The 25,224-nt window shown below is 34.0% G+C and carries 19 protein-coding genes; 3 read left to right on the top strand and 16 right to left on the bottom strand.

The genetic code is table 11. The features are described 5' to 3' along the window. Window positions 1–12: 12 nt before the first annotated feature. The 8 genes from CDIMF43_RS07475 to CDIMF43_RS07440 form a co-directional block, all read right to left on the bottom strand. Entirely contained in the window at window positions 13–3,246 is a 3,234-nt protein-coding gene (locus CDIMF43_RS07475; RefSeq protein ID WP_109841633.1) for a DEAD/DEAH box helicase, read from the bottom strand. A 209-nt stretch (window positions 3,247–3,455) separates the two neighbouring features. Continuing rightward, window positions 3,456–4,178: a class B sortase gene (gene srtB, locus CDIMF43_RS07470; RefSeq protein WP_109841632.1), complete on the bottom strand. Its 723-nt coding sequence runs from the start codon at window positions 4,176–4,178 to the stop codon at window positions 3,456–3,458. Between the two features lie 14 nt (window positions 4,179–4,192). After that, window positions 4,193–4,954 (bottom strand): ABC transporter ATP-binding protein, encoded by a 762-nt coding sequence (locus CDIMF43_RS07465; protein WP_109841631.1) that lies wholly within the window; start codon window positions 4,952–4,954, stop codon window positions 4,193–4,195. After that, window positions 4,941–5,915, bottom strand: a complete 975-nt coding sequence (locus CDIMF43_RS07460) for a FecCD family ABC transporter permease (RefSeq protein WP_109841630.1) — start codon at window positions 5,913–5,915, stop codon at window positions 4,941–4,943. The genes CDIMF43_RS07465 and CDIMF43_RS07460 overlap by 14 nt, the downstream gene beginning before the upstream one ends. Then, window positions 5,905–6,783, bottom strand: a complete 879-nt coding sequence (isdE, locus tag CDIMF43_RS07455) for a heme ABC transporter substrate-binding protein IsdE (RefSeq protein WP_109841629.1) — start codon at window positions 6,781–6,783, stop codon at window positions 5,905–5,907. The genes CDIMF43_RS07460 and isdE overlap by 11 nt, the downstream gene beginning before the upstream one ends. 58 nt (window positions 6,784–6,841) lie before the next feature. Beyond that, on the bottom strand, window positions 6,842–8,995 hold the full coding sequence (locus tag CDIMF43_RS07450) for an NEAT domain-containing protein (protein ID WP_109841628.1): 2,154 nt from the start codon (window positions 8,993–8,995) through the stop codon (window positions 6,842–6,844). 10 nt (window positions 8,996–9,005) lie between these two features. After that, entirely contained in the window at window positions 9,006–9,671 is a 666-nt protein-coding gene (gene isdC, locus CDIMF43_RS07445) for a heme uptake protein IsdC (protein ID WP_109841627.1), read from the bottom strand. A 238-nt stretch (window positions 9,672–9,909) separates the two neighbouring features. Then, the gene (locus tag CDIMF43_RS07440) at window positions 9,910–10,725 is read right to left on the bottom strand and encodes a hypothetical protein (protein ID WP_109841626.1); all 816 of its coding nucleotides are present in this window, start codon (window positions 10,723–10,725) and stop codon (window positions 9,910–9,912) included. Window positions 10,726–11,065: 340 nt separating this feature from the next. Between CDIMF43_RS07440 and CDIMF43_RS07435 the strand changes: the two genes are divergently transcribed. After that, the gene (locus tag CDIMF43_RS07435; protein ID WP_109841625.1) at window positions 11,066–12,685 is read left to right on the top strand and encodes a leucine-rich repeat domain-containing protein; all 1,620 of its coding nucleotides are present in this window, start codon (window positions 11,066–11,068) and stop codon (window positions 12,683–12,685) included. Window positions 12,686–12,748: 63 nt separating this feature from the next. Here CDIMF43_RS07435 and CDIMF43_RS07430 read toward each other — a convergent pair whose 3' ends face one another. Together CDIMF43_RS07430 and CDIMF43_RS07425 are read right to left on the bottom strand one after the other, a co-directional pair. Next, the gene (locus tag CDIMF43_RS07430) at window positions 12,749–15,883 is read right to left on the bottom strand and encodes an AAA family ATPase (RefSeq protein ID WP_109841624.1); all 3,135 of its coding nucleotides are present in this window, start codon (window positions 15,881–15,883) and stop codon (window positions 12,749–12,751) included. After that, window positions 15,880–17,031 (bottom strand): exonuclease SbcCD subunit D, encoded by a 1,152-nt coding sequence (locus tag CDIMF43_RS07425; RefSeq protein WP_074402874.1) that lies wholly within the window; start codon window positions 17,029–17,031, stop codon window positions 15,880–15,882. The genes CDIMF43_RS07430 and CDIMF43_RS07425 overlap by 4 nt, the downstream gene beginning before the upstream one ends. A gap of 224 nt (window positions 17,032–17,255) precedes the next feature. Between CDIMF43_RS07425 and CDIMF43_RS07420 the strand changes: the two genes are divergently transcribed. Continuing rightward, window positions 17,256–17,876 carry a lysophospholipid acyltransferase family protein gene (locus tag CDIMF43_RS07420; RefSeq protein ID WP_074402875.1) on the top strand — a complete coding sequence of 207 codons (621 nt, stop codon included), beginning with the start codon at window positions 17,256–17,258 and terminating at the stop codon, window positions 17,874–17,876. Between the two features lie 51 nt (window positions 17,877–17,927). Here the strand turns inward: CDIMF43_RS07420 and CDIMF43_RS07415 are convergent, their stop codons facing one another. Continuing rightward, a complete protein-coding gene (locus CDIMF43_RS07415) occupies window positions 17,928–18,710 on the bottom strand; it encodes a YdcF family protein (protein ID WP_109841623.1) in 783 nt (260 codons plus the stop codon). Between the two features lie 245 nt (window positions 18,711–18,955). Between CDIMF43_RS07415 and CDIMF43_RS07410 the strand changes: the two genes are divergently transcribed. Continuing rightward, complete coding sequence (locus CDIMF43_RS07410; protein ID WP_109841622.1) at window positions 18,956–19,786, top strand: hypothetical protein; 831 nt, start codon at window positions 18,956–18,958, stop codon at window positions 19,784–19,786. 189 nt (window positions 19,787–19,975) lie between these two features. Here CDIMF43_RS07410 and CDIMF43_RS07405 read toward each other — a convergent pair whose 3' ends face one another. The 5 genes from CDIMF43_RS07405 to CDIMF43_RS13815 form a co-directional block, all read right to left on the bottom strand. After that, window positions 19,976–21,754: an ABC transporter ATP-binding protein gene (locus tag CDIMF43_RS07405; RefSeq protein ID WP_109841621.1), complete on the bottom strand. Its 1,779-nt coding sequence runs from the start codon at window positions 21,752–21,754 to the stop codon at window positions 19,976–19,978. Then, window positions 21,754–23,505 carry an ABC transporter ATP-binding protein gene (locus tag CDIMF43_RS07400; RefSeq protein ID WP_109841620.1) on the bottom strand — a complete coding sequence of 584 codons (1,752 nt, stop codon included), beginning with the start codon at window positions 23,503–23,505 and terminating at the stop codon, window positions 21,754–21,756. The genes CDIMF43_RS07405 and CDIMF43_RS07400 overlap by 1 nt, the downstream gene beginning before the upstream one ends. A 181-nt stretch (window positions 23,506–23,686) precedes the next feature. Beyond that, the gene (locus tag CDIMF43_RS07395; RefSeq protein WP_074402880.1) at window positions 23,687–23,923 is read right to left on the bottom strand and encodes a YneF family protein; all 237 of its coding nucleotides are present in this window, start codon (window positions 23,921–23,923) and stop codon (window positions 23,687–23,689) included. A 406-nt stretch (window positions 23,924–24,329) separates the two neighbouring features. Beyond that, the gene (locus tag CDIMF43_RS07390; protein ID WP_109841619.1) at window positions 24,330–24,698 is read right to left on the bottom strand and encodes a hypothetical protein; all 369 of its coding nucleotides are present in this window, start codon (window positions 24,696–24,698) and stop codon (window positions 24,330–24,332) included. 19 nt (window positions 24,699–24,717) lie between these two features. After that, on the bottom strand, window positions 24,718–25,224 hold a 507-nt coding region (locus CDIMF43_RS13815), incomplete at its 5' end, for a hypothetical protein (protein WP_233218302.1).

Here is a 25,224-nt window from a genome sequence, read left to right as displayed (position 1 = left end):
ACACCTCATATCTTAAAAATTTTCACCAATACTTAAAATTTCTCGGATATCCGATTCTGTTAATTGGTTCAATTGTTGATCTGGTGATCCGTCTGCTGTAATGACTTGATCAAACAACGCTTTCTTTTCTTGTTGCAACAAATTGATTTTTTCTTCAATTGTACCTTCTGCAATCAAGCGCCAAACTTGAACAACCTTTTTTTGACCAAGACGATGCGCTCGACCGGTAGCTTGTTCTTCAACAGCTGGATTCCACCATAAATCATATAAAATAACGGTATCCGCACCTGTTAAATTGAGACCTGTTCCTCCAGCTTTTAATGAAATTAAGAACACTTCTTTTTCCCCTTCATTAAAACGATTCACCATTTCTAAACGTTCTTTTGGTTTTGTTTGACCGTTTAAATAGAAGGTTTCAAATTCAGCTTCAGCTAATTCTTTTTCAATAATGGAAAGCATGGACGTAAATTGTGAAAATAGTAGCACTCGTTGGCCATTTTCTTTTGCAGTTTGCAACATTTCTTTTAATTGCTCTAATTTTCCTGATTGTCCTTCATAATTGTCAATAAATAGGCGTGGATCACAACAAATTTGTCTTAGTCTAGTTAAACCAGCCAATATTTCGATTCGATTGCGTTTGAATTCGTCTTGGCTCATTCCTGAAACACTGTCTTGAATTCGTTGTAAATAAGCTAAATAAACGGTTTTTTGTTCCTTCGTCAAAGTGCTATATAAATCCGTTTCAATTTTATCTGGTAAATCTTTTAGAACATCTTTTTTGATTCTTCTCAGTACAAAAGGTTGAATCATTTTTGCTATTTGTGGGTAAGGCAACGTTTTGAATTGTTTGATTCCTGGGAAAAATCCAGGCATGATCAATTGAAAAATACCCCATAGCTCTTCAATTTTATTTTCGATGGGTGTCCCACTTAAAGCAAAACGTTTTTTTGTGGTTAATTCTCTTAGCGCCTGAGCAGTTTTTGTATGGTAGTTTTTTACCATTTGAGATTCATCTAACACTAAGGTACCGAAGGTTTGTTTTTTATACTGTTCCACATCTTGTCTAAAACTTGGATAGGACGTAATCAAAACTTGATTGGCTTTTGCATTGGCAATCAATTCCTTCCGTTCTTCTGCTGACCCTACAACAACAACATTTTCAATTGAAGGGGCAAATTTTTTGAGTTCGTGTTGCCAATTGTAGCTTAGTGACGCTGGTGCTACAATTAAAAAAGGATCGTTGGTTTTATTTTCTTCGATTTCTGAAAGGATAAAGGTAATGACTTGAATTGTTTTCCCCAACCCCATATCATCTGCTAAAATCCCACCAAAACCATATTTAGAAAGCATTTTGAGCCACTTGAAACCGGTTATTTGGTAGGGTCTTAAGCTGGCATTCAAATTCTTAGGCAGGTCAACTTCAAACAAATCAGGATGATTTAAATCCTCTACAAGTGTTCTGAACTTGCGTGACAACTTACGACGATTCGCATCTTCTAATCCTAGTTTTTCCTGAATCTCAAGGCCTCGATAACTTGGCAATTCGACTTTTCCTTGTTGAAAATTTTTAGTGATTCGCAATTCATTTAAAATGTCGCTCACTTGTTTAAAACCTTCTGTTTCTAAAGATAGTATCATTCCATTATCTAACTTGTGGAAAGATTTCTTTTCAACTAAACTACGTAAAACCTGATCAATTTCTGTTGGGGTAATGCCTTTGATATCAAATTTCACATCAAGAAGCGAACCGTCATTCTGCACATCAATGGATGTTTCTGGATCAATTTGATCTAGAAATAGTTGATCTAAGACATCATCAACAAAAACTTCTGCATCCATTTCAAGGGTTGGAATCTCTTTAGTAAATAATGTATAAAAATCATCGTCCCTCACTAAACGCTTTGAATAACTCGTTTCAAGGCGATGGTAATCGTATTCTTTTAGTATATTTAAGATGCGCATTTCTGTTTGGCTATCTCTAATCACTTGTGTATCATCTTTAGCCAAGCGATTATGGGAAGGATCAGTCGAAAGCGTTAAGTGATCGTAATTAAAGTCAACAACGGCATGAACGTTGTCTTTTTGATAAGAAAAGTAAATAGCCGTTTTTAATGGTTCCTGGATAAAAGATTCCTTTAAATCATCATCAATAGAAACCTCTCCAATTTTAGCTAACAAAGGCATCACATAACTTGTAAAGTCAGGCATATCAATGGAATCAATTTTAACTTCTTTTCCATCATATCGTTGTAAAAAGTTTTGTAATGGCTGAAAGGCTCTTAGTTGCTCTTTTGAAGGTTGGAAAATAACCTGATTCGCTACAAACCATTGGTAATTTTTTAATTGAGCATCAATCTGGTTGTCAATGTAAAGTGTGATGTTTTTTTCATGTTGAAATAATTCAAAGGAGAATGGCAATTGCTCTTCAACAAAGAGAACTTCTTTGTATTTATGGTCTTTCACATAAAATTGAAGTTTTCCTGCTTCTTGAATCAACTTAATGGTGTCTTCTGCTAAAACAGGAGATAGTACAAGGTACCGATGGTTTGTATAGATTGATTTTGGTTCCTTACTTCCTACTCCCATCATTTGGTTTGATACTGCTTGTTTGTATAAATACGTTAAGATTAATTGATCGCCACTTGTAATCTCAACTTGTTTGAAATCAAGAGTGACTCCACTTTTCAGCTCAATTCTTCCTTGATTAACCGCACTTTCTAAAAATTGATTCACATCTTTTACAATATAAAGTTTATCAACCCCTGCTCGAATGCTTAAAACTAAAAGGTCTTCATTGTTCCGAATAATCGTCGCCTGTTTAGGTTTGATTTCAATTTTATATTCAATAGATAGGTTTGATTTTATTGATTTAGCAGTCATGGTTTCTCGATTTTCATTTAGAAAAACACGCGAAAAAGATTCGGTTAATTCATGCCCAGGTTCTGGCAATTCACTCGCAATAGCCGTGGCACTTTCTGCTGTTATAATGCGACTAACTCCTTGTTCTTTTAATGCCAATTCAACTGCAACTGTATGTTTGCAGTACCCATGGTCCTTCCAATAAGGACATTCGCAAAAATCTTCTTCTCTAGTAGTTCCATCTAATTCCACATGATAGATTTCACTCCCCATCACATCTGCAGTCCACATCTTCTTTTCTAAAAAAGGAGTGATGGAAAGTATGCGTTTTTCATTTACATACACTCTGCCTTGTTCAATGATTCGTTCAGGTATGCTCCACTTCATTTGAAATTCTCCTACTTTCTTCTATCAATAGTCAGCTTTTTAAGTTCAACTTTGCTTTTTTCTATCTCTTCATTGTACGCTATTTAACTGGAAAAATACACAAGTTTCTTTGTTTTTTGTTGGTTTGTATTATGTAATTATATTAAAAATCAAGTTTAATAAAAAATTCTCTTTGCTTAATCATTATTTTGATAGCAAAAAGAATTTGTTTACTTTTCAATTAACTTCCCTTGAATAACAAATCGCCCTTTTTCATAATCAAAACCTGTATCACAGGTGGACAACGTTATTATCTGATCTTGATCCGTGACGATGACATTGGTTTGAAATTTTGACTGTTGCTTGATTGTTGTTAAATAATTTGAATAAGCTTGAGGCTGACTAAAATCTGTCTCGATGTAATAGAAATCAGTTGTCGTTTCATAGGCAGCAAAAACCTCTACTTGATAGCTTTTAGTTTCCGTTTCGTAATCAAACGTTGGGTGTTTATTGAAAAAATCTTCATCTAAATAGTTTTGTAAATCCGCAAACATCGAGCCATCCTTCATATTGTGACCATATAAAATCGTATTGAATTCAGACTCGGACTGATTGCGAAAATCTTTAAAAACGCTGCCCGCTCTGGCTATTTCTTTTTGATAATTGTGCTTTAAATAAAAATCATTATCTGAAGATTGTAAAATAGGATAGTCAATGGCTGTATCAGGAATTGAAATCCAGCCTTTAATATCTGGATTGATTTTTTTTAATTCGACAAATGCTGGTTTTTTACTCGTTACTGACCTTGTTTGTTGAGCTTGTTTTTGATAAACCTTTTGAACATCTGCTAATATTCGCTGATTGTGCTGGTTTTCTGTTAAAATCGTAAGAATTTTCCAACCTGAAAAAAGCAATACAATCAGCATCACGCCACTAAGTAGTTTTCGTTTCATTTGTTTCACTCCTTCTAGTAAGGCAAAATATAAGGTCTTCCTGAAGGATGTTGAATAAGCTCCCCCGAAACACCATAAACATCTTGAAGCATCCTTGGCGTAATAACCTCATTGGGCGTTCCTTTCGCACTAATTTCACCATGATGCATGATGATAATTTCGTCGCTATATTGACTGGCTTGGTTAAGATCGTGTAACACCATAATAATCGTTAGCTTTTGAGTTTGATTTAATGTTTGAATTAATTTAAGCAACTCAATTTGATAGGTTAAATCCAAATAGGTTGTTGGTTCATCTAAAATTAAATACTCTGTTTCTTGAGCGAGTGCCATCGCGAGCCATGCTCGTTGTCGTTCTCCTCCAGATAATTCAGCCAATAGACTCTCTTGTTTTTCTACTAATTTCATTTGTTGCAATGCTTGCTGAACAATTTTTTCATCTTTAGTAGTCTTTCTTAAAAAATGCTGGTGAGGCAGACGTCCATACATCACCAATTGTTTAACTGTATAGTCACCTGGTGCTATATTTTCTTGTTGTAAAGCGGCTAATTTCCTTGAAAAATCTTGCTTACTAAACTGATGTAGCTCTTGTTTGTCAAGAATAACCGTTCCTTTTTTTGCTTGTAAATGACGCGTTAAAATACTGAGTAATGTTGATTTTCCACTACCATTTGGTCCGATAATTGTTGTGATTTTCCCTGCCTCAATAGTTAAATTAATCCGATTTAGAACAGGCGCTTGTTTTGGATATGCGTAACTCAAGTTATGGATTTCCATCCATCTTTCCTCCTTTCCAAAGTAAAAAAATCAGACAAGGTCCACCAATCAGCATCATTACTGTTGCTGCTGGAATTTCCATCATTTGGAATATACTTCTTCCTAGCGTATCCGCAACTAGTAGTATCAAAGCACCAAGTAAACTAGAAAAAGGAATCAGCAAACGATAATCACTAGTTTTCAGCAGTCCTCTAGCAATGTGAGGCACAAGTAAACCGATAAATGCAATAACGCCGACAATCGCTGTCGTAATCGCTGTTAGTACTACTGCTATCCCAGCAATAATGATGCGCGTTTTAGTTAAAGATAAACCTAAACTTGTTAGATTTTTATCCGACAAGGCTAGTAAATTGCACCATCTAGCCGAAAATAATGCCAATGCTAATCCAATTGCAACGTAAACAAATAAGAAACGAACATCTCCCCACGATTTCATGCCAAAGCCGATGGATTTACCCACTATTTGACTAGAAACTTGTGTGATTTGATTGGCGAAAATTTCATTTAACCCACTAAAAATAGCGTTGATGGCTACTCCAGTAACAATCAATTGCAACGGTTTTAACCCCGATGAATAACTAAAACTGAATACTAGTAAACAGGCAATGCTCCCACCAATAAAAGCAAAAAGTGGCGTCAAAAAATAAAATTTTGGGAAAAATAATAAAATAGCTAATGAAAAAAATTGCGCACCCGCTGAGATCCCAATAATTCCTGCATCCGCCAATGGATTTCTTAAAACTGCTTGAAATAACAATCCTGCTACTGATAAGGCTGCACCTGCTAATATAGCTAACACAATCCGCGGTAAACGAAGATCTTTCACAATGGTTGCTTTTTCACTCGTTCCTTGAATCAATTCGCTAAACGAAAGTTGTAAGCTTCCAGACTGAATCGCCCAAAAACAAGTTCCAATAAGTAATAAGCTAAAAATAATAAAAAGAAGAAGTTTATTTTTCATATAGAATCTCCGCTAACTGAGCCAGTGCTTCTGGTGCATTTAATGACGCAGTCATACCAAATAGATTTTCATCTAAATCATAAACTCGTTTATTTTTTACTGCATTAAAATGTTGCCAAATATCATTTTTCTTAAATTCAGCATCAAACATTTCAACAACTTCCTTTGGCATTCCGTGAGCGGCACGAATGATAATATCAGGATTTGCTTGTTGTAAAAATTCAGTATTCGAAGCTAAATATTCTTGTTTTTGACCTTCTATGATATTTTTTCCTCCCGCTCTTTTAACTAAATCACCTAAATAAGCATTTTCAGTGACGACTAAATAACTTCCAGGAATACCCATTAAAATTAAAACGGTTGGTTGTTCTTTGCCCTCATATTTTTTTTGAACGTCTTTAATTTGTTTTTCTATCGATTGATTTAAGGTTGTCGCTTGCTGTTTACGATCAAATTCATTCCCTAAAGCTGAAATTTCTTTTTCCATTTTAGCAATACTGCGAAAATCTAAGAATTTAGTTTTAAGATTTGCATTTGTCAGCCCTTCTGCTAAATCGGCTTCTAGCGTTTTCGTCGATAAAATTAAATCTGGCTGTAGGGTACGCATCAATTCTAAATCAGGCCCCATTGGCGAGCCAACAGCTTCAACTTTTTGATAACGACTTGGTAGTTCTTTAGTTGTTGTCGGAACACCAATAAGTGGTAAATCAAGCTGATCCATAATTTCGGTGCTAGCAACAGTCGTTGCAATAATTTTAGGTGTATGTGTTTTTTTTACGGAGTCATTAGGGACTTCCGTTGCCGCATATCTACAACCTCCAACTAGTAACAACATAAGTATCAAAAACATTGTTGTTATTTTCTTCATTTTAATCCTCCCTTATTTATGAAAATTGAGCCTTAGCAATTGCTAAGGCTCGTTTTCTTTATTTTTTTGCTGCTTGGTAACGACGTAAAAAATAAAATGTCGCTATTGTAAACAATGTTCCGTATAAGCCGATTGATGCTGTGTCCATTGTTTTTGGATTTTGTGTTTGATTTTCTTGTTTTTTAGCCAGCGTTTTCACTGTTCCACCTGTGTTAAAATCAGGTTTCCCTAATTTAGCTGCTGTTTGATTTGCAAGAGCTGAATCTACTAAGCTTGCATTAGGAATAGCTGGAGTTGGCGTTGTTTGTGTCGGTATAATTTCTTGTCCCGTTACATCTTGTAAGGTACTTTGATCTAATTTTACAGAAACTAAATAGTCATGATCGTATTCAAAGCCTTGTACATTCTCTATTTTCACATGTGTTTTAACTTGCGTTTCTGCTGTTTCATCTGAAATTTTGTATTTAACTGTTCGTGTATTCGCTACACTATCTGCTTTTACTAGTTCAGCAGCTTGCCACACACCATTTTCTAAATGGTCAAACGTTTTGATCCAATCACTGTCTTTCATTGTTAAATAAAGGTACGGCTGGTTGTTTTCTACCTTGATGATTCCTGGTTTTAACAAATAGCCATCCATCATTGATTTTTCCGATGAATTTTCTTGATTCACTTGAAATTGAATGCTGTATTGGTGTCCATTTATTAATTTTTTTGTTTCCGCTGGTTTTTCTGGTGTTGGGTCAGGGATTGGATCTGGCGTTGGTGTTGGATCTGGTTTTTCTATTGGTTTTTCAGCTGTTGGGTATTCTGTAGCTGATTTTGCCGCCGCTGTTTCAAAACTAAAACGAAAATCCGCTTTTCCTTGATAAATCGTTCCATTTCCCATTGGTGCTTGATACGTTACGTGAGATGCTAGCTCTTGATTTAAATCCGTTACTTCAAATTGTACGATGCGACTATTGGTTTTTTCATCCGTTGAAAGTACGGTAGCATTCGTTAAACCAGTGCCTAAAGTTGTTTGTAAGCTTGTCACCGTTTCTGATTTATTGATTCGAACCGCTACAAAATTGTGGCCGTTTTCAACTTTTAACCAAGCTGGATTGTCAAAGTAGCCCTGCATACTGCTCGCTTTATCTTGAGTAGCATGTTTAGCTGTGAACGGAATCGTATATAAGCCGTCTGTCAGTTTCTTCGGAGTTGCTGTTGGATATTCCGAAGTTGGCATTGCTTTTGTTCCATCAAAGATAAAACGAAAGTCCGCTTTTCCTTGATAAATTGTCCCATTTCCCATCGGTGCTTGATACGTCACGTGAGATAATAATTCTTGATTTAAGTCGCTTACTTCAAACTGTACAATTCGACTGTTTGATCCTTCATCTGTTGAAAGCACTGTAGCATCCGTTAAAGAAGATCCTAAAGTTGTTTGCAAACTTGTCACTGTTTCTGATTTATTGATTCGAAGGGCAACAAAGTTATGTCCATTTTCAACTTTTAACCAAGCTGGATTATCAAAATAGCCTTGCATGCTACTCGCTTTATCTTGAGTTGCATGTTTAGCTGTGAATGGGATTGTGTAAAGACCATCTGCTAGAGGCTTTGGTGTAGTTGGATCAGTCGATTCTGCTGGATTCGTTGGTGGTTCTGTTGTCACTGGAGGTTCTGGCTCTACTGGCTTACTAGGTTCTGATACTACTGTTAATGAACTTGGATTCATTGTTAAGTCCACTTGGTACCAGTTATCATAGTCAAAACCTGGAATTCCTTCAACTTTAATATGCATATAAGAATAAACCACATTGTCTATTGAATTGATTTTAATTTTTGCAACGCGTTCTCCATTATTAGGCGTGCTGTATTCGACATCTTGATACGTACCTTGATAATTTTCTACAGGACTAGGCGCTACTGGATGTTCGCCACTTTTACTTGTTGCAAAATTTTTCCACCAATTGCTATTCTTAAGCGTTACATATAGATAGGGTTGGCCATTTTCAACTTTAATGGTTGCTTCTTGCTGAATATAACCATTGGCAGCAGAAGATTCTTTTGTACGATTGCCAGTATTGTCTTTAAAAAAGTTGACTTGAATTTTATATTCGCCACCATCTTTTAACACATTGTCGGCTTTGACAATCGTTGTTGGGAACAAATTGATAAATAGCAATCCAATCAATAAGAGACTGCTGATTTTTTTTATTTTAGTTGTCATTTGCTTCCTCCTAGTTCACTTTTTTTGTTTTTTTAATCGTAAATAATCCAATTAATGCTACGATAAATAGTCCGATATATAATGTGATAGAAGCTGTATCACCTGATTTTGGATTCGCTACTTTAGCAGTCGTTGCTTGCTCATTTACAGAAGTCTTGATTTTAGTAGCATCAGCTGTTGCTTCTGATGTAGCTGAAGCATCTACTTTCGAGCCGCCAGATATCAAAGCCGCACTATCCATTGCAAATTGCAACGTAATTTTATACTCGTGATGATAGTTCAAACTTTCATTATCAATATCGACTTTTATTTTTGCAGCCACTGGCGAAGCTAAGTCATTCACAGCAAATCGGGCCTTTCTTGAATCATTTGCTGCATCTGTTTGAATCACTTGTTCGGTTTGCAATCCACTTCCTGAATTTACCCATAACCCGGTAATCCAAGTGCTATGATTGACGGTCAGCTCAATTGATTGTTGTCCTCCAGAAACGATCAATGTTGCTGGTTTATCGAAATAGTCATTGGCCATCGAAACGGAATCACTGTCTCCTTGTAGTACCGTATAGTTAACGGAATAAGTTCCGTCTGCTAAAGCTGCTTGAGCTTTTTTAGGTGCTGAAAATGAGATGAACGTGAAAAACATCACAGAAACCAATACTAAAAATCTCTTGTTCATTGTACTCCTCCTTTTTGTTGAGAATCATTCTCACTAGATAAGTAAAAAAAAATCTCTAACCTTTTATTTGCATCTTAATGATAGCCATTTCATTATATTGAGAATGATTCTCATTGTCAATTGTTTTCTAAGCTCTTTTTTGTTTTTTAATAACAACAATTAATGGATTAGTAACTATTTACTTACTACACAAAACTAAAAAAGAACCACTGAATTAACAGCGGTTCTACTTTTTGTCCTATGCCTCAATCTTCGTCCATTCATCAATACTTTTTCCATCACGATCCACTAATTCAAGCCAACTATTTGTACCAGCAAAGTACAATAATAACCCTACTTCATTCACACTTTTTAACACAATGTCTTCTGTGGTTACAAAATCCTTTATTTTATCTTGATAATCTAACCGTAATTTTTCTCCCATTTTTGCAGAAAAACCCACTGATCCATCTTTATTTAGTGGCGCTATGGGCATTAATTTTGCGCCTGCTTTTAAAAGCATTTCATTTCTTTTTTGCCACAAAACCGTCGCTTTGCTTTCTCTGGTATCGACAAAGAACTCGATTTGACTGATTTCTTTCGTCCATTTATGTCTCGTTTTTGCAGGCTTTGTTTTAGCTGGTTTTTCTGAATCTGCACTTGGTAGTAAATTGTAGCCAAATCGCTCGAGTACTAGTAATAGTTCATCTTTGTAGTTTGTTGTATTTTTTTTATGACTTGTAGGAATCGTAAGTTGTTCTGTTTCGGTATTTTCTAACTTCAAGCCATTTTTTATTGCTTCTGTAATCAAATTTTTTTCTAAATAGGCAAGCTCAATTTCCCAAGGAGGTGTTACTAAAATCAATTTGTTGATTGTACTATTTTCAATAGTAATGGCTTGTTCTGCTTTTCCGATTGAAAGAACGGTTCTATCTTTCAATAAAAAATAGATAACAGGCTGATCAACAGTTACTACTTTCTCCTTGACGTCTTGGATCTCAATTACAGATTGGTTATTGCTGAAGTGAATCGTAGTAGCGTTTTTTGTGATTGCAACAGTTAGTTTAATCTCGATGGTCTTTTCCCCCTACTTTTCTATTGATTTATTTTTTCTATTAATTTTTAATTTTTTCTATGACTGAACTTTATTATATCAAAAAAAGATTACAGAACCTACATTAACTTGAGAAATAACATTAAAAATCGATTAAACTCATATTTTATGTTACATTCTTTTTTATTAATTTGAATGAAGATAAACAAATAATCGATTATTATTTCACACAAATTATTTCAAATGTTATAAAAACGAATAAGAAATTTTAATTGACGATTAAGATAAAATGGTTGAATAATAAAAATTATACTTGTAACCTTATAGACGTATTAAAAAATAAAATAAAGGTGGATGTAAAATGCAAACAAAAAAGCTAGTATTTATGGGAATTTGTTTATTTGGTAGTTTAGGACTTGGAGGGGAGTATCAAGCTGCAACTCCAACAGACAATGAAGGAATTTCTTCTATTACTGCACAACTGGATTCAACATTCCAAGAGGAACAAGTTGATTCTATCGAAAAAGCTAAATTATTTACCCATGAAGGCGAAGAAACTGATATCACATTTAAAGACTCTACTTTAGAAAATGAAGTAAAAAAAGAATTGAATTTAACTGAAAATGAACATGTAACAACAGTTAATATACTGAATTTACAAAAATTAGTTTCAAGTGGAACAGGAATTACCGACTTAACAGGATTAGAGTATGCAAAAAATTTAATGCTGATTACATTTAATGACAACCAAATTGACTCATTAAAACCTTTAGAAAAACTAGAATTATTATCCAGTGTGGGACTTGAAAACAATCCAAAATTGACACTAGATGACGTTTTGGCGTTACCAAATTTAACTGAACTTAATCTATCGAATAATCCAAACATGAAAGATTTTTCAAAACTTTCTGTTTATTCTGAAATGAGAAATCTTTGGTTGAATAACTCTAATTTATCCAACATTGATTTTGTTGAAACGATGCATGTTTTAAAAGAAATTCATTTAGACAATAATCATTTGACCACTATTGATAAACTAGATAGTGATTTTTTAACTAAATTATTTGTAAACAATAATAACATTACCTCTCTAGATCATGTTAAAAATATCTCTCAAATTCAAAGTATTCTCATTGACAATAACGAATTAACCTCAATCATCAATCGACCTACATTGAAAGGCTTGAGTGCAAATTCAAATAAAATCACTACCTTAAATGATTTAAATGCGCCATTTTTACAGCAAGCTAATTTAGATAACAATCAAATCGATTCAGTTCATATCATCTCAGCTCCTTATTTATCTAACTTGTCGTTACGTTCTAATAAATTAATAACATTAGATGGTTTAGAAAAAGCAACAAATTTAACTCAACTTAATTTATTCTCGAATCAATTGAACGATATTTCAGCAGTTAAATCCTTACCAAATTTATTACGTCTCGTGATACAAGAAAATCCAACTATTATGGATTTTTCTCCAATATCATCTGCTAACAAATTGATTCAATTATTGGCAAACGATACAAATGTAACTCCAGCTAAACTCGCGCAATTAGGAAGTTTGAACCAGTTGCAACTACTAGCTGTTTCAAATATTAAAAACGTGGCTAATGATTCAAAAATATCTTCTTTAGATTTTTTAACTGATTTCCCTGCGCTAACGTTAGTAGCAATAGATGGTCACTCCGTTTCTGATATTTCAAAAATTGGACAAACTAAAATTGAAACTTACAGTGTAAAAAACCAACAAATTAGACTTCCTCAAGTTGCTTTAGGGCAAAAAACGATTCTAACTCTTTTAGATAAAGATAATAATTTCCCTTCAACTATCAATTTTAATACACCTGGGGAAATTTCAACTAATCATCCATTAAAGACAAACTATGTCCAATGGCATCAAGTTGGTGAGAATTCTTTAGATTTTTCAAGTTTGGATGATTCTTTTTCTGGTTCAGTTAACCAACTAGTTGTAAAATAATATTAAAAAGAGAGCCAAAATAAATTTATTTTGGTTCTCTTTTTATCTAAAAATTTAAATAAATCAGTTTATATGAATACTCTTAATCTGACTTTTTCCTGTTCCAGACGAGATTACTTGTAATTGATCTGGTATACGCTCTTTTAGTTCTTTGACGTGGCTGATAATCCCGACTAAACGACCACTTCCTTCGATAGTCATAAGTGCATTCATCGCTTCTTCTAACGCATCTTCATCTAATGAACCAAATCCTTCATCGATAAACATGGTTTCGATTTGAATGCCTCCTGCGTGTTGTTGAACAACTTCTGATAAAGAAAGCGATAAGGATAGCGCCGCAATAAAACTTTCTCCACCAGATAACGTTCGAACATTTCGAATTCCCCCCGCATTATCATCATAGATATTAATTTCTAAACCGGTATCCGTTTTACGACTACCTTCTTCCCGATTCAAATCAAATAAATAGCGGTTATTCGTTAATTGCTGCAAGCGTTCATTGGCTAATACCAAGACTTCTTCCAAGAAATAGGTCAGTACATAACGTTCAAATCCCATTTTACTCTGATCTCCATCACCACTGGCAACGGCTGAAAGGTTCGTGATTTCTGTCAATAACTGCCACTTTTCAGCAGTGCTTGCTATTATTTTTTGTGCGGATTCAATAATGGCCTGATTGTTTTTTTTCATTTGTTCTTGCACTATTTTATGATGCTCTTGTTTTTCAAGTTGCTCTTCTAGTTCAGCTAAAACTTTTTCAATTAACTCTAATTCAGGTTTTTCTTGATTTTTTAATTGCTCTTGAACTTCTTGTAAGCTTTTTGAAATACGGTAATGTTCTTTTTCAAAATCTTGAATTTCTTTTTCTAATTGATCGCTATCAATTGACTCGCTTAAAAGCTCTTTGACGTCCTTTAACTGAGCAAAAATAGACTCATTTAGTTGCTTTTGAATTTGTTCAGATAATTCAGTAATACGAATTTCACTTTGTTTCACAGCTTCGTTAAGATGCTTTTCTTCATATGTTAATTTTTGGAACAGTTGTTCCGTTTCGGTTTTTTGTCCCATTTTCTCTTGATAGGTCGTATCCCAATTTTTAACTTCTGTAGTGAGTTTTATAAGGGCTGTTTCGATATCTACAACCGTTTGATAATCTGTTGAAATTGATTTTCTTAAACTCTTTTCTTCACCGATTAATTGTTGAAGATTTAATTTCGAAGATTGGGTTGTTTGGAGCAAGGTTTCTTTTTTTGTCTGAGTCGTTAGTAGGGTATCCGTAAGTGTGGTGAACTGTTTTTCTATTTGTTGATGCTCTTTTAAAACGTCCTTTTTAGTTTCCAATTGTTCGTTAATTGCTAATAATTGTTGTTGAATCAAGGCTAGTTCCTTGTTTATTTTCTGTGGTGGCTCAGCTGAAAAATAACTATCTGTTGCGTTCTGTAAGGCCTCTTTTATTTTTATCATTTGACTGTTTTGTAATTTCAAAGTAGCCTCAATCGCTATTTTTTCTTCAGTTCGTTGGGCAACTTTTGCTTCAGAAATTTCTAGTTCTTCGGTTAATTCTTGACTTGTTTTTTGAGGAAGCGTTCCTAAATTTTCGATAGGATGTTCCATCGAACCACAAACAGGGCAAGGTTCGCCATCAATTAAATTTTCACTTAATTGTAAAATTTGTATTTTTGCCCAATCACTTTTAATTTGTTTTAGCTGTTCATTGTCTTGGAACAACTGTTCATTTAACTCTTTTAATTGGTTGATTCCTCTTTTTACAAGCAACTCGCTTTCAGCTTGTTGCTTTTCTAGTGAGCTAAGCTCCAATAATTTGCTCATCTTTGCATCTAATTGATAGCGTGTTTTTTCTAACTCATTAAATGATTGAAGTTTTTCTTCGAGGTCAGCTAACTTTACACTCTTTTTATTTTTTTCTGTTTCTAATTCTATGATTCTTTGTTTAATTGAAGCAAACTCTGTTTCTTCTGCTTCGATTTTTTTTGTTGTTTTATTTATTAACTCCATCAATTCATCGAGTTGTTCTATGGTGATTTTTTGCTGTTCTAATTGATTGATTTCAATTTTTTTAGCTGCTTGTTCTGGTTCCATTTGTTGAACATTTTCTAAGTCTAGCATTGCCATTTTTAACTGTTGCTCTGTTTCTAATTTTTCTGAGGTGATGGCTTTTAATTTTTTAGTCAACTCCTCTTTTTCAACAAGTAATTCTTGTTGTTTTAACAAGTTAAACTCTATTTTTTTAGCTTCTTTATATTCTAGCAATTGCTCTTTTTTTTGTTTTATTTCAGGTTCCTTATTTTTTAATTGTTCAGCATCATTTGTTAAACGTTCTTTATCCATAAATAATTGCAAAATTCGTTGACTCGTTTGCCATTTTTTAGTCACTTTTGCTTCTTCTTTTTTTAGCTGTTGAATGTCTTTTTCTGTAATTAAAATGGCTTGTTCCAACTGATTTTGCTGTTGAATCAACGCTTCATATTCTTTTTGGGTTTTAGCTTGTCCCGTTTCAAAATCGATTATGGGCTTAACCAGCCACTGCGCTTGATTTAAAATCAACGTAAGCTCTTTTTCTTGATCTTTGATTTCTAAGCTAATTTCCTTTTTTTGTTCTTTCAATTTTTCACTAAATAAACGATAGGGTTCTGTTCCAAAAAGTTTACGCAATATTTTTTCTTTTTCATTGCTATTTGCATTTAAAAAACGTCTAAAATCGCCTTGTGGCAACATAATGATTTGTCTAAATTGTTCATCTTCTAGTTGCACGACTTCTTGAATCACTTGGTTGACTTCTGTTGTTTTTGAAAAATGATTTAGCTCAACTCCCATTTCATCATAGATGGTAATCGTCGCTTTGGCTTTCACTTCTCGTGTGCCTTCGCCACGTTTTTTTGCTAAAATTTGTTCAGGAACTCTTTCAATTTGATAGGTTTTATTTTGAGCGGTGAAGACAAACGTTACTTTTGTTTCTTGAGTAGGCTTTGCAAAGGTTGAACGCATTTCTTTTGGCTCACGATTCAAACCATTGGTTCTTCCAAATAACGCATAACTCATACCATCAAAAATCGTCGTCTTTCCCGCACCCGTTTTCCCTGAGATCAAGAAAATATGGTTTTGATAAAAGGAAGTGAAATCGATGGTTTCATTTAAATAAGGACCAAAGGCTTCCAAGGTTAATTTAATTGGTTTCATTGCGTCTGATCCTCCTCTTCAATTTTTAATTGAGCAAAAATAGTTGTTAGTAAGTCTGTTTGTTGCTTACTTAAAGAATCTCCAGTTACTTCTTGGTAATATTTTTCAAACAATGCTCTCGGGGAACTTTGCTGAATTTTCTCTTTATTAAACTGACCCATTTTGCTAAGTAACCCTGTTTTATCTAAACGTTCCATTCCTAAGACATTTGGGTAAATTTCTCTTAACCGATTCATTGCATCAGGAATAATTTGGGTATCTTTTAGTTGAATAAATAAATAATCGTCTTTTTTTTGTGTTTCATAATAATCTCTTGCTGTCAGTTCATCAAAAAGCCCTGTTAAAACTCGCAATGATTTTGTTGACTCAACGGGATAGAAAGTGTTTTTTAGGGTCCCCTCATCTGTCAACTCAATTAGTTTAAATCCTTTTGCTTGATTTGCTTCTGAGACTGAAAATTTTAACAATGTTCCTGAATACTGAATCCGTTCATGGCGGCTTGCATTTGGATTATGCAAATGCCCTAATGCAACATAGTCAAAATCTTTAAATACACTTGCTGAAACTTGATCCAATCCTCCAACGGTTACTTCTGTTTCAGAATCTGTTCTTAAACTCCCTGCAACAAATAAATGAGCAACTAACACCTGATGATAATTTGGGTCAAAAGATTTTTTCATTTCTTCAACAACGCGTTTTGCTGCTAATTCATGTGTCGTAAGACTGGCGTCACCAAAATAAAGCCTCGCATCAATCGGTTCAAAATACGGCAGTAAAAAGAACTGCGTATTGCCGAGAACAATCGGTTTTAAACTATCTTCAATTTTTGTAACTAAGTGAAAATTCAGAAACTCATACCACGGTCCTCCTGTTGCTAAACGAGTGCTGCTGTCATGATTGCCTGATACAACAAGCAAAGGGATTTTCTGAACAATATTTAATTCCATTAACATTTTATTTAATAGTAAAACTGCCTCTGCTGGTGGAACCGCGCGATCATATAAATCTCCTGCAATCACGATTGCATCTACTTTTTCTTTAACGGCAACTTCTACTAATTGTCGATAAACTTCTTCTTGTTCTTTTAACAATTGAAAGCCGTGTATTTTTTTTCCAATATGCCAATCGGCTGTGTGAATAAATTTCATCCTTTTTAACTCCTGTCTTTATCCTATTTAGTATACCAAAAATCCACTTTAAAACGGAGTGTTTATTTTCCATTGAAACGGACTGTTTTTCAAATTAAACACTTGCTATCTGCTAGCTTTTCTTGCATACTATTAACTATAAAACGACTTTTTAATAGGTCGCTTTCTTAAAATTACTATTGCTTAAATAATCATTTTATTTAAATACGAAAGGTTGAGTGCAATTGTTCTATCGTTTTATTCGCCAAGTGGCTCGTTTTGTAGTATTTGTTTTAAATGGAAATTCTCGTTATCAGCACAAAGAACGAATTCCAACTGAAGGTTCTTATATTTTAGTAGGACCCCATCGAACCTGGTTTGATCCTATTTATTTCGCTCTGGCAGGTAGTCCAAAATGTTTTTCATTTATGGCTAAAGAAGAGTTATTTAAAAATCCACTCCTACGTTGGATTATGCTTCATGCTAACGCCTTTCCAGTAAATCGTGAAAACCCAGGACCTAGCGTCATTAAGAAGCCAGTGAAAATTTTAAAAGAAGGAGAATTAAGTCTGATTATGTTCCCTAGTGGTACCAGACACTCTTCTGAACTAAAAGGAGGCGCTGCTACAATTGCTAAATTAAGTGGGGTTCCATTAGTTCCAGCAGTCTTCCAAGGTCCTTTAACCATTAAAGGATTGCTTTCTCGCAAGCCCGTAACAGTTAATTTTGGGGAACCGATTTACATTGATCGCAAAATGAAGTTAGATAAAGAAAGCTTAAAGTTGATTGAAGATCAAATGCAACGTGCCTTCGACCAATTAGATCAAGAAATTGATCCAACTTTTAAATACGAACCAAAAAAGTAATTTTTTAAAAGCATTAAATTTAGCCTTAACTAGCTAAATTTAACGCTTTTTTTATTTTCTTCCTACTGTTGGATAACGCTCTTTTATTCGTAAATACGCCGCTTCAACAGAATGAGGTATCTTCACGTAGGCTTGGAATTTTTGACCATTGGGACCATAGCCTTCTGGCGTATCTGCTAACCTTGGAAATTCTCCCATCACTAATGATAAAAAGCGCGTCATCTCCCAATGAGTTACTCCTTTCGTTTCTTTAAAGCATACTTCCATTCCTTTTTTTTCTACCAATGGAATAAATGGAGCATAATTAATTATCTTAGTGTTCGCAAAATATTTTCTAAAACAAGCATCTGCCCTTCTTTGCATTGTAGGATCTTGAATTAAGAGAATTTCTTCGGGAACTTCCATGACACTTTCTATAACTTTTCGAGCTTCCATTGCATTTTCGCCACCATTTGTAGACGTAGTTTCAATAAAAATCGCAGTAGCTGGAATCGATTCATATTGAACAAGCATCTCTTGAAACAATTCTGCTTCTGATTTATTTGTTGCATCAATTTTTTGATAGATAGGATGATTTGCCATTAATTCTCGAAGCAAATCTGTTGTATGACCTACCCCACCTGTTAAGATAATTTTGTCTACTAAACCTTGACGGTAACTATTAGCGATGACTTCACTTGTATATGGCAAGCCATTTCCAGCTAAAACAAGCGTCTCAATTTTTTTCTTTCCATATTTATTTTCAAAGGCTTCTTTTGATAATTCCGCTATATTTCGATAAGCTAAAAAACGAATTAGTTTATTTAAATCAGATACTAATTGATCTATCGTCATGTTGTTAACTCCTTCAATTTACTTGCTAAATTCTTATTATTAGTATACACAAAGCTCCATTAAAATCCTAGCGTTACTATTGTTATGTCTTATAAGACATAAAACTTTATTTATTTTTAAAATATTGATATTATATAATCCTTGAAATACTTTTACTTTCCGAAATAAATAAATAGAATCAAATACCTTTAGTGTTACATTTTATTAAATACATGCTATAATTAAATAAAAAAAGGAGTATCGTGATGTTAAGTAAAGAACTGATTTCCAGCATAAAAAAAGAGTTAGCTGATCTCGTTAAAAACCTAGATGAATCGAATGTACATAGTACTTGTAGCGCATTTGGACACTATATAGGCTTTTTAGAAAATGGTCATGCTCTCAACTTAGAGGTTACTTTAGAAACGACTCAAGCAATGCCACATGAACCCCTGATTGAATTAAAAAATACGCCCTATGAGAAAGCTACTGATTTAAGTTTTTCTTGGTTAGTTAACAGTGATGACGAAATAAATACATTTTCTTCAAAACAGTCAATCAATCCTAAAAGTATTATTCAAGAAAAAAATCCATTGCGAAAAAAACAAGGACGAACCTACATTGGAAAACTCAATCGTCAATTAAAGGGTGGCTTCTTAACTCCTCACAATAATGTTTATGTACCTGAATCAGTAATTCGAAGCCAAGGCTTAAATCACAATGACTCTATTGAGGCAACGTTACTTTTTAAAACCCCTGAAACGAAACGGAATAAATACGACTATAGAGTTCTTGAACGTGCGCTTGGTAACGAAGGCGAAAAACGCCTACAATTAAATCAGTGCATTGTAAAATTTGATCCTACAATCCATCGTTTCTATTTTGATTCAACAATGGATTTCCCTACGATTACACATCAAAATCAAACCATGAAATTTTTACTAAATGATTGGGATACTGAACCTTTTTTCATTAAAGAAGGTGACATTATAGACTACGCTTTTTTTGAGAACGATTGTCAAAAAGGCCGTATCTGTTGGAAACATGCTAGCTCTGAAACATCAAAAGATACCAAACATTCATTGAATCATTCATAAAAAACTTTTTCAAACAGAAGACATGGGAGTGCTCTTGTTTGAAGAAGTTTTTTTGTTTGACTCTTAGTTGAATGAACAAGACAAAAACTGATTTAGTTTATAAAAAATTCAATTTCCCATCTAATTGTCATCATTTCAACAAAAAAGGATTGGTTAAAAAACCAACCCCTCCTTTTTATAATCTATAAATTAACTTTCATCACTATTTTGAAGACGATACATATCATAATAAACTCCACCATACTCAATTAATTCATCATGGGTCCCTCGTTCAATGATTTCGCCATGATCCAATACTAAGATTAAATTAGCATCACGAATTGTAGAGAGTCGATGAGCAATTGCAATTGTCGTACGACCTTTACGCATTTTTTTTAATCCCTCTTGAATCAGAGTTTCTGTTTCTGTATCAATATTAGCAGTTGCTTCATCTAATACTAGAATTTTAGGATCAGTCACAATCGTTCTGGCAAATGAAATTAGTTGTCTTTGCCCACTTGAATAACTAGCTCCGCGTTCAATTACTTTTGCTTCATAATTATTCGGCAGTTGATTGATAAACGTATCTGCCTGTACAAAGCGAGCCGCATCTTCAATTGCCGCATCACTAATTAACGGATTCATCAACCGAATATTATTTTTAATATTGCCATAAAATAAGAAGGAATCTTGAAGAACAAGTCCCATTTTTTGACGAAGTTCTGTAATAGGATAGTTTTTAATTGATTTTCCATCAATTAAAATGTCTCCTTCATAGAACTCGTAAAAGCGCATCATGACATTAATAATTGAACTTTTTCCACTTCCAGTATGGCCTACTAAAGCTACTGTCTCGCCTGGATTTGCAGTAAAACTAATATGATGCAGTACATTGTGTTCTCCATCATAAGAAAAACTTACATCTTTAAATTCAATTTTAGCGTCTTGGATGGTTTCATCTGCCTGTTGATTTTGAGCTGGGCTTAGTTCTTGATTGTCCATCACTCTTAAAACACGCCCACTAGAAACCATACCGTCTTGAAAAATACTCAAATTATCCATCATATTTGTCATTGGATTAAAGAAGCTTTGAACGTAAGAAATAAATGCGTAAATCACTCCGACACTAACGGGTTCTCTTAAGGCATCATACCCAAAAAATCCTAACACAACCGCTAATGAGAAGGTATACAATAAATTAATGATTGGTCCTAATAACAGAGCATTTGTTTTTACCATTGCGACTCTTGATTTATAGTATGATTCATTGGTTTCATTAAATTCTTTCTGCAATCGTTTTTCCTGTCTAAATTGTTGAATAATGCTCATACCAGAAATTGATTCATTTAATTTAGTATTTAACTGACTTAATTTTTCTCGCATGCCACGATAGACTTTTGAGCTAAAGCGTTGGTAATACCAGACAATAACTAATAAAACTGGTAAAAATAGCAAACACCATAACGCAATGGTTCGATTTAATAAAAACATGGCTGTAAAAGCTGATACAATTGCAAACAATCCTTGTAAGACGGTTAAATACACGCCCCAAAAGTCTTTAATTGTTTCGGTATCGTTCGTCACTCTTGAAACAATTGATCCTGCTGGTGTTTGGTCGAAATATCGCATTCCTAGTGTATGCAATTTTTCAAACAATTGATTCCGAATATTTTGAACAGTTTTTTCTGTCGCCATTTGGTAGAGGTACATTTGCAAGAACCAAACAACGATTTTGACTAAAGTAACACCAAAATAAAGAGCTGCAAAGGTTAAAATCACTTGAGATGTAGCTGTTTTTGTAGTCAAATAATCATCCATAAAGACTTGTAATATTTTAGGTAACATGACATTGATAACTGCTAAACAAGCACCCCAAAAGATCGCGATAAAAAATTGCTTTTTATACGGCTTCGCATAATAAAACATTCGTTTGATGATTTGAAATTGTTCTTTAAGTGGAATGGATTTGGACCAATCTGATTTTTCCATTAGTTTGCTCCTCCTTCCAGTTTTGCTTCTAATTGTTGTTTTTCATACATTTTTTTGTACCAACCATCTAATTGAATCAATTCACTATGATTGCCTCGTTCGACAATCTCTCCCTCATCAATCACAATCACTTCTTCTGCATGCATCACACTACTAATTCGATGAGCGGCAATAATGGTCGTTTGATCACTACGTTCTTTTTTTAAAGCTGACAATATCGCTTCTTCGGTTTTAGCATCCACTGCTGATAAGGCATCATCTAAAATTAAAAGTTCAGGATTTGTAATGAGCGCTCTTGCAATTGAAATACGTTGCTTTTGTCCACCAGATAATGAAACCCCACGTTCCCCTACTAGAGTATCGTATCCTTCTGGCATTGCTAAAATATCTTCATGAATCGCCGTTAACTTCGCTGCCTTCACAACTTCCTCATCACTTAGCGTTGGATCAGCAAAACGAATATTTTCTTTTATGGTAGTTGAAAACAAAAATTGGTCTTGAGGTACATAACCAATTCCGTGCAACAAAGCATTTAAGGAATACTCACGAATATCTGCTTTTCCAAACTGAATTCGACCATTATAACCATCATATTCTCTTAACAAGAGCTTAAAGATTGTTGTTTTACCTGCCCCTGTTTTCCCAACAAGTCCCAGAGTGTTGCCTTTATCAATCTCAAAATGAATATGGTTTAAGGCTATGGAATCATCTTCTGGATAGTTAAATGCATCAACTCGGTAGTCAATTTTGCCCTGTACTGGTGTAGTAATCGCATTAGGATTTTCAATAATTTCAGACGTTTCATTTAATAACTCTTGAACGCGGTCATAGCTCGCACTGCCTCGCTCTAAAATATTAAATAAACGACCAATTGCAAACATCGGCCAAATTAACATCGCAATATAACTAATAAATGAAATTAATTGTCCAATTGAAATCGTTCCATTCATTACAAAATTCCCGCCTAAAACAATGGTTAGTACATACGATATACCCATAATAAATGTAATTGCAGGGTCAAATAATGAGTCGACTAAATAAACTTTTTTATTTTTCCCAACCACATTATCTGTTTGTTTTTTAAAATCAGCTACATCTTCTTGTTCTTGCCCAAAAGTTTTAATTACTTTAATCCCACTGATACTTTCTTGTGTCTTATCATTCATGCTAGAAAAGGCCGCCTGCGCACTTCTAAAGCGAACATGTAGCTTTTGCCCTAAGATACGTGAAGCTACGGCTAGGAGGGGTAAAGGAATCAATGCAATCAGTGTTAAGCGCCAATCAACAAATAACGCCATTGCAACAATTGTAGCGCCTCCTGTAATCATTGAATCCGCCAATGTTAAAATTCCACCACCAGCTACCATTTGAATCGCAGATAAGTCGTTCGTCGCATGTGCCATCAAATCCCCTGTGCGATACTTTTGAAAAAAGACATGATCCATCTGTGTAAAATGTTTAAATAAATTCGTTCGTAAGGTTCGTTCTAATTTTGCAGCAGTTCCCCAAATATTCACTCGCCAAATATAGCGGAAAATATATTGTGCAATTGCTGCTGCTACTAAAATAATCAACCATTTTGTTAACGAATGTGCCGTCATTTTTCCAGCTGCGATTTCATCCACAACTACTCCAATAATTCGTGGTGGGACCAATTGAACTAGTGCCACTAAAATTAAAAAGAAAATACCAATTATATATGATTTTTTTTCTTGTTTAAAAAACCAACCTAACTTTTTAAAAATTCCCATTCGTTTCTTTCACCTACCTATTTCTTTTATATTCAAATTCAACTTAGAGAAGTGCTTAATCATTAGAACTATTCGCACTTTTTAGCTAAATACATTTAATTTGTGGTTTATTGCAACAAAAAAACGAACAGAAAACCTCTGCCCGTTTGAAAGAATCGATAGACTCCAAAAAAATTAGAGTTTATTTTTTCTTATTCGCTTTTTCTTGTTGAACTTGCATAGAGGCCATCATCTGTTTAATTTTCTTTTCAGACGGTTTTTGACCCATTTGCATCATCAACATACGTAGCATATCCTCATTAACGGGAGGATTCTTTTTAAAGTAATCCATCATATAGTTTCTTGCAATAAAATACCCACCAACTAAACCTGCAACTAAAGCAAGTACAATTAATAAAATAGCAATTCCGATTGACATTTCCATTCACTCCTTTCGAGACTTCTCATTTATCAATTGTACTAGATTATTTGGTAAAAATAAATAGATACTGACTATTATTTCAAAAAAATGTGATTTTATGCAACATTAAGTAGAAAATTGAGTGGTTAGAAAACTTAAAGAAGGAAAACAGCAAAATAAACCTACTAACGGGTAAGGTTGTCATTAGGTTTATTTCATTTTACTTTGTCTCTCTCTAAACTTTTATTTTCTAGTTAAAATTCTTTACATAATCGCCATTAACCGAAGTTTTTCAACCGATTCCCAACGAAAGATTGCGAAAAGGAATTGGTCTAGTTGAGTAACGTTGAGAAATCAAATTTTAGAGACAAGTGTTCCTTGTGAAAAGTAGCTGAGATTTTCTTGATTAAATAATCATCTATATCTATTTTTGAATACTTAAATTTTTAGCAACAACCCATCCTCCTAAGCCATAAGATGGTGATAAAATGAAGTAAGAAAAGTTTTCTAATTTTAATTTATCTGAAAGTTCATCAATTTTTTTGTAACTCATAGGCCATGAGTTTTCTTTCCCTTTATTTAGTATTTCCATGTTTCCTTCAATAAAATCGTCTAAAGGTGCTTCAAATAAATCAAGGATCACACTACCAAATAATTGGTCTTCAAAAAAATAAGCAAAAACCTCACTAAAAATAACCACAACTTGTTCTCCTGATTCAGTTTTAGTTGTCATTTTAATTATTTTGTCCGTTAAATTTACTTCATAAGATATTATTTCATTGTCATGTAACATAATTATTTCCTCACTTTATTTAATATTTAGATTCTGATTGTCTAGGTTTAGGATTTGTCCAATCCCATTTATGTCTATGAGGAAAGGTATGAGATCCATCATCAGAATGATTGTAATCTATATCTTCTATTACTTTTCCATCTTCACCATAATACCTTCTCTGTTTTATACTTCCATCTGGATTTAATAAGTCTTTTGAAGAATTAGGTTCACCTTCAGATCCTAATCTAGCTTTCTTTTTATCATATACTTGTTGAGTATGTTTCTTTGCAGGTTTTCCATCTTCAATAGATTTTTTTAAATCACTTTGATCTTTTATTTTAGAATTTTGCATTTGCTGAATGTTATCCATGCCGTTCTGAATCGTGTTACTAAACACAAGCCCACCGTGAGCCAGTGCTTCAGCTCCGACTGTGGCGCCTGCGCCAGCAATTGCTCCAGCTCCAGGTGCAAGAGCTCCACCACTCATAACAGTTGCTCCAGCCATTCCTTGTAGACCTTTAATCACCATATTAGCACCTTGATA

Source organism: Carnobacterium divergens, assembly GCF_900258435.1.
Taxonomy (GTDB): domain Bacteria; phylum Bacillota; class Bacilli; order Lactobacillales; family Carnobacteriaceae; genus Carnobacterium; species Carnobacterium divergens_A.
This window is presented reverse-complemented; position numbering and strand designations above follow the sequence as displayed.